5 protein-coding genes and 1 pseudogene are annotated in these 4,358 nt (G+C 67.1%); all 6 read right to left on the bottom strand.

Annotated elements, in window-relative coordinates:
- Nucleotides 1–295, bottom strand: a 295-nt coding sequence (locus ACWEH3_RS35745) for a RidA family protein (RefSeq protein WP_450026766.1), incomplete at its 3' end; no start/stop codon positions are given.
- A gap of 44 nt (nt 296–339) precedes the next feature.
- Nucleotides 340–646: pseudogene (locus ACWEH3_RS35740) on the bottom strand (hypothetical protein).
- A 32-nt stretch (nt 647–678) separates the two neighbouring features.
- Nucleotides 679–1,764: a Rieske 2Fe-2S domain-containing protein gene (locus tag ACWEH3_RS35735; protein ID WP_450026764.1), complete on the bottom strand. Its 1,086-nt coding sequence runs from the start codon at nt 1,762–1,764 to the stop codon at nt 679–681.
- 1 nt (nt 1,765) lies between these two features.
- Nucleotides 1,766–1,993 carry a recombinase-like helix-turn-helix domain-containing protein gene (locus ACWEH3_RS35730; protein ID WP_450026762.1) on the bottom strand — a complete coding sequence of 76 codons (228 nt, stop codon included), beginning with the start codon at nt 1,991–1,993 and terminating at the stop codon, nt 1,766–1,768.
- Nucleotides 1,986–2,576, bottom strand: coding sequence for an alpha/beta fold hydrolase (locus ACWEH3_RS35725; protein ID WP_450026760.1), 591 nt, complete (start codon nt 2,574–2,576; stop codon nt 1,986–1,988). Before ACWEH3_RS35725 ends, ACWEH3_RS35730 begins: the two co-directional genes overlap by 8 nt.
- Nucleotides 2,577–2,580: 4 nt before the next feature.
- Nucleotides 2,581–4,257, bottom strand: coding sequence for a thiamine pyrophosphate-binding protein (locus tag ACWEH3_RS35720; protein ID WP_450026758.1), 1,677 nt, complete (start codon nt 4,255–4,257; stop codon nt 2,581–2,583).
- Nucleotides 4,258–4,358: the final 101 nt, after the last annotated feature.

Below are 4,358 nucleotides of genomic sequence, written 5' to 3'. Positions count from 1 at the left end.
CGCAAGCGAGTCGAGCGGCTGATGCGGGGTGCCGGGTTGCAGGGCGCGTTCCTGCGCAAGAAGTGGCGCCTGGGTTCGACTCGGCAGGATCCGCGATATCGGTCAGGTAGACGCGCAGAACGATAATGTCGTCCTCGGCGGCACCGCAGGCTTCGGTGAGCGCCCGAACCCGCCGGAATGCCTCCTGTGCCTGGAGGTAGGTGTCGTCACCGCCGACCACTGTCCCGTCCGGCCCGCCCGCATGCATCCCGGACAGGAAGAACCGTTCACCGTGCACCCGGGCGTTGCTGAACATGCGCGGCCGCGGCGCGTCCGGAACAGTTGCCGCCGCAACCCGGGTCATGCGCTGCGCCGTTCGTCGGATTCACGGGTCAGCCGCTCGCGGACCGACATGAAGTCGTAGGTCGGGTAGAAGTCGGTGTGAAACACACCCAACGGCCGCCGTTCCAGCTCCACATTGACCGCAGCGAGCTTCGCGAACGGCAATCGCAGGGGTCACGATCTGTGTTACACCCATCGCCACGACCCAGGAGACCACCTCGCCGCCCGCCAGCGGAAAGTGCTGCCACCAGCCCGCGTCGTCGAGCTTGCACTGGATCTGTTCCATGTTCTGCGATTGGTCGTGCCGGAGGAACACGGTCAGCATCATTGTGTCGGCCAAGTCGGCATGGGTCGTGGTCATACCGGATCGCCTGCCAGTATCGCTGCCTGCTTCTTCGCGTCCGCCCGGTAGATCCGGCGGATCCGCGCGACACCGAGGTCGTGCTGGTACAGGTGCTCCTGGTGATCGGCGTCGGCGGCCAGCGCCTCGAGCACTTCGCGGTCCTGTTCGAGCACCTCCCAGTGCCGGGCCTCGAGCCGGGTGCGGTAGAGGAATCGCCACACCTCACGCTCCCAGCCGTCCACGCGGCGGGTGCGCCAGTGGAAGATCGCGGAGTTATCGGCGTCGATCGGTGTAGCCATGCCGACGATACCGAATACGCCGCCGGGGCCGGCGTTCGGCGCGTAAGGGATCTCGAGGTCGACGTAGTCCATGGATCCGCGCACGTACTCGACCCAGTCGAAGTTCACGCCGACCTGATCGGTCTTCTCGAAGAAGAAGCCGCGGTCGGTTTCCCGGATCCGGAAGCGCGCCGATGTGTCGCCGCCGAACATCGAGTGCGAATCGCGGTGCAGGAACGCACCGTGCATCGGGTCGAGGACATTGTCCATGTAGAAGCGCCAGGGCCCAGCCCATTCCGCGAAGTTCGGGAACCAGGAGACGGACTCGTCGGTGAGCCGGTCGGGCAGCACGAACGGCGTGGGCTCGGAATCCTGGGTCAGCGGCACGAACGCGAAGATGGTGTCGGCGGCCTCGACAACGCGCAGCGATACCGTTGCTCGTTTACCTTCGAGCGCGCAGCCGGGCATCCCGGGTACGGAGACGACGGTGCCGGTGCCGTCCACCTGGACGCCGTGGTATTTGCAGGCGAGCCGGTCGCCGAGGTGCTGGCCGACCGACAGCGGGGCGCTGCGATGCGGGCATCGGTCCTCGAGCATATGGACGGTCCCCCGGGGATCCCGGAACAGCACCCAGTCGACGGACAACCGGGTGACCTTCTTGGATTCACCGGGCTTCACCATGCGCGAGGGCAGGATCGGATACCACCGGTCGCGCACCCCTGCGGCGGCAATATCGGCGGCGGTCATATTCTTGCGGACGCCGACCGCGCGCTTCTTCGGACCGCCGGTCGCGGTCGGGGCGGCTGTGGTCGCGGTGGTCATCTCAGTCTCCCAATCGTCGCATCTCGGCGCGGAAATTATCTTCGGTCCAGGTCTGTCCGTCGGGAGCGTGCAGCCCCAGATCGTTCAGTCCGGCGATCAGCCCGGGCAGATCGTGGATGCCCCGGCCGAAGATCTCCATGATCGAACCGGACAGCTTGGTCTCGTAGGGGCTGATCGGTTCGGGGTGTGTCTGGTTGGGTTCGAGGTAGTGCGCAGCCTGTTCAGGCATTGGTTTTCTCCTGTCGCTGCGATGCCATGGCATCGAGACCTTCGGTGATGATGGTGAACGCGGTGACCCATTCGTTGAACGACGCGGCGCGTTCGCGGTGGGCCGGGATCGTGCCGCCGTCGATCACGACGAACACACCGTTGTCGATGCCACCGGCGATGCTCTGGGCGTGCGCGATATCCACACGCTCGTCGGGGACCGAGGCGATAACCAGGGTCGGGACGACCACCTGTGCCAGTAGTTCGCCGTACCCGGGAGCGTCCAGGTCGACCTCCGGATCGCCGAGTATGAGGCTGGTGACGAGCGCGGGATACCGGGAGGCGAGGGCAATGGCACCGTAGGTCGTGGCACCCGTGGCGAGGAGGTGTACGCGGTCGTGGCCGCGGGCCGTCATATCGGCGGCGATCTCGTGCACCCAAGCGTCGACGGACTCCGGGTCGGCCGGGGGCGGCGCGACGGACCGGTGCGCGATCGCACCGAGCGTTTCGACCTGGTCGGCGAACCAGCGAGCCGGGTCCGGTCCGGTGTGCAGGCACACCAGCGCGTGCGCCGGGCTGTCGTCGTCACAGTCGTTGCGGGTCATCGGATCAGCCCTCCTGAACCGGGATGCGCACCGGTGGGGTGAACGGGCCCGGCGGCGGTTCGACCGCGGACACTTCGACCTCGATGATCGCCGGACGGAGGGTCGACACCGCGTCCGCGAAGGCCTTCTCGAAACGTCCCGGGCCCTCGATCAGGGTGTAGGGCATATCGAGTGCGGCCGCGAGCAGATCGAACCGGGGTGTGAACAGGTCGACACCGGACCGGTCGAAGCCGTTGGCCGCCTGCATATTCCGTAGTACGCCGTAACCACCGTCGTTGAAGATCACCACGACGCACCACGCACCACTGCCGGCGAGCGAGGCGAGTTCGCCGAGGTGTACGGCGAGACCGCCGTCCCCGGCGATCACCGCGGTCGGCACTTCGGGCCGGCCCAGCGCGGCACCGATCCCCATCGCGAGCCCCTGGCCGATACCACCACCGAGCGGGAAGATATTGGTCTCGCGTTCGTATAAGGGCAGCAACCGGTTGCCCCACTGGCTGGAGGGGATGGTCACATCGCGCGCGACCACGGATTCGCGCGGCAGTACCGACCGCATCCCTTCGCAGATCTCCGCGTACCCGCCGATATAGGCCGTGAGCGCCGCGCGGACAGCCACCCGGGTGTCGGTAACCCGACCGGACCACCCCGGGTCGACCGCCGTAGTCGTCAGGCCGTCGTTGATCGCGGCGAGGGTCGTCGCGGCATCACCCACGAGACCGACTTTCGCCGGGTAGATACGGCCGATGGCCGCCGGGTCCACATCGATCTGGATCTGCGTGACCGGTAACCGCAGGTGGTAGCTCTTGGTCTCGTTGGAGCGGAAGTGAGTGCCGATCGACAGCAGCAGGTCGGCGTCCGCGAGCAGTGGCGCGACCTCCGGCGCCGTTGCGAAGTTCCCGATCACCAGCGGGTCGTCCTCGGGCACGATCGCGCGCCCCGAGTTGCTGGTCAGCAGCCCCGCCCCGAGGGTATGCAGCAGAGTGGCCAGTTCAACTTGCGCGCCAGCCGCTCCCCCGCCCACCCAGAGCAATGGGCGCTCGGCCGCCGACAGCAACGCGACGGCCGCGGCAATCGCATCGGGCTCCGGTACCGGCACGTCGAAGACCGGCGGTTCGTATTCACGCTGGTCGGCTGGACGCGCCAGATACTGCAGATCCGAGGGCCATTCCACGCTGGCCGGGCCCTGCGGAGCGGACAGAATATGGGCGATGGCGGTTTCCAGATCCGCTTCGACATCCTCGGCGCGTTCGATGGTCGCCGCATAGCGGGAGACGGCGTCGAGCATCTGCAGCTGTTTGGGCACCTCGTGAATGACGCCCCGGGTCGAACCGCCGGAACCGAGGTACTCGCTCTCGATCTGACCGGTCACGTGCAGCACCCGACTACCCGCGGTCAGCGCTTCGAGCATGGAACCCGCGGCATTGCCGGCCCCGGTTCCGGTACTGGTGATCGCGACACCGATCTTTCCGGTCGCTCGCGCGTACCCGTCGGCGGCGTTGACCGCCGCCGCTTCGTGACGCACCTCCACGAATCGCAGCTCCCGCGCCACCGCTTCGACGAGTGGCAGGTTGTGGATGCTGATCACGCCGAAGGCGGTGTCGATACCGTGCCTGCGCATCACGGCGACGAGCACATCGCCCCCGGTGGGTGCCTTCGCGCCGGGGCTGTCGGTGGTCGTCATGGTGGGTCCCTAAGTTTGTAGGTGTCTGGGGTTGGTGCCCTGGATGCCCAGAGCGGTGGGGTGTAGCTGATGGTTGCTTGCCGTTGGTTTGGCTCCGAAGG

Source organism: Nocardia sp. NPDC004718 (assembly GCF_053601535.1).
Note: the sequence above shows the minus strand (reverse complement) of the source record. Positions and strands in the feature narration are given on the sequence as shown.